We start from the raw sequence: 365 nt of genomic DNA, 5'->3' as shown, positions 1-365 counted from the left end.
CCGCCCGGACCAACGGCCATGGATCACCGTCTTCGGCACGATCGCCAGCATCTCGGCCTCCATCCTGTCGCGCAAGGCGGCTGTTGCCGCCGAACGTATGCCAATGCCAGACGCCGCGATCTCAGCCGCAACGCCGAACCCGGCGATCGCCGCTGCATTTTCCGTGCCCGAGCGATGGCCCTTCTCTTGCCCTCCACCGCGGATCAGCGGCACCGGCATCAACGTCTCGCCGCGCGAGATCAAGGCACCGGCCCCTTTCGGCCCGCCGATCTTATGTGACGAGACGACCAAAAAATCGGCTTCCAGCGCTTCGATATCGACCGGCAGCCGGCCGAAAGCCTGTACCGCATCGACGATCAGGATGC

Annotated in this window: 1 protein-coding gene; it reads right to left on the bottom strand. The window is 65.2% G+C overall.

Features of this window, described 5'->3' with window-relative positions:
• A partial coding sequence (locus AC1D0P_RS32210) for an aminotransferase class V-fold PLP-dependent enzyme (RefSeq protein ID WP_477680438.1) occupies positions 1–365 on the bottom strand: 365 nt, incomplete at both ends.

Source organism: Polaromonas sp. P1_G2 (assembly GCF_056405515.1).
Note: the sequence above shows the minus strand (reverse complement) of the source record. Positions and strands in the feature narration are given on the sequence as shown.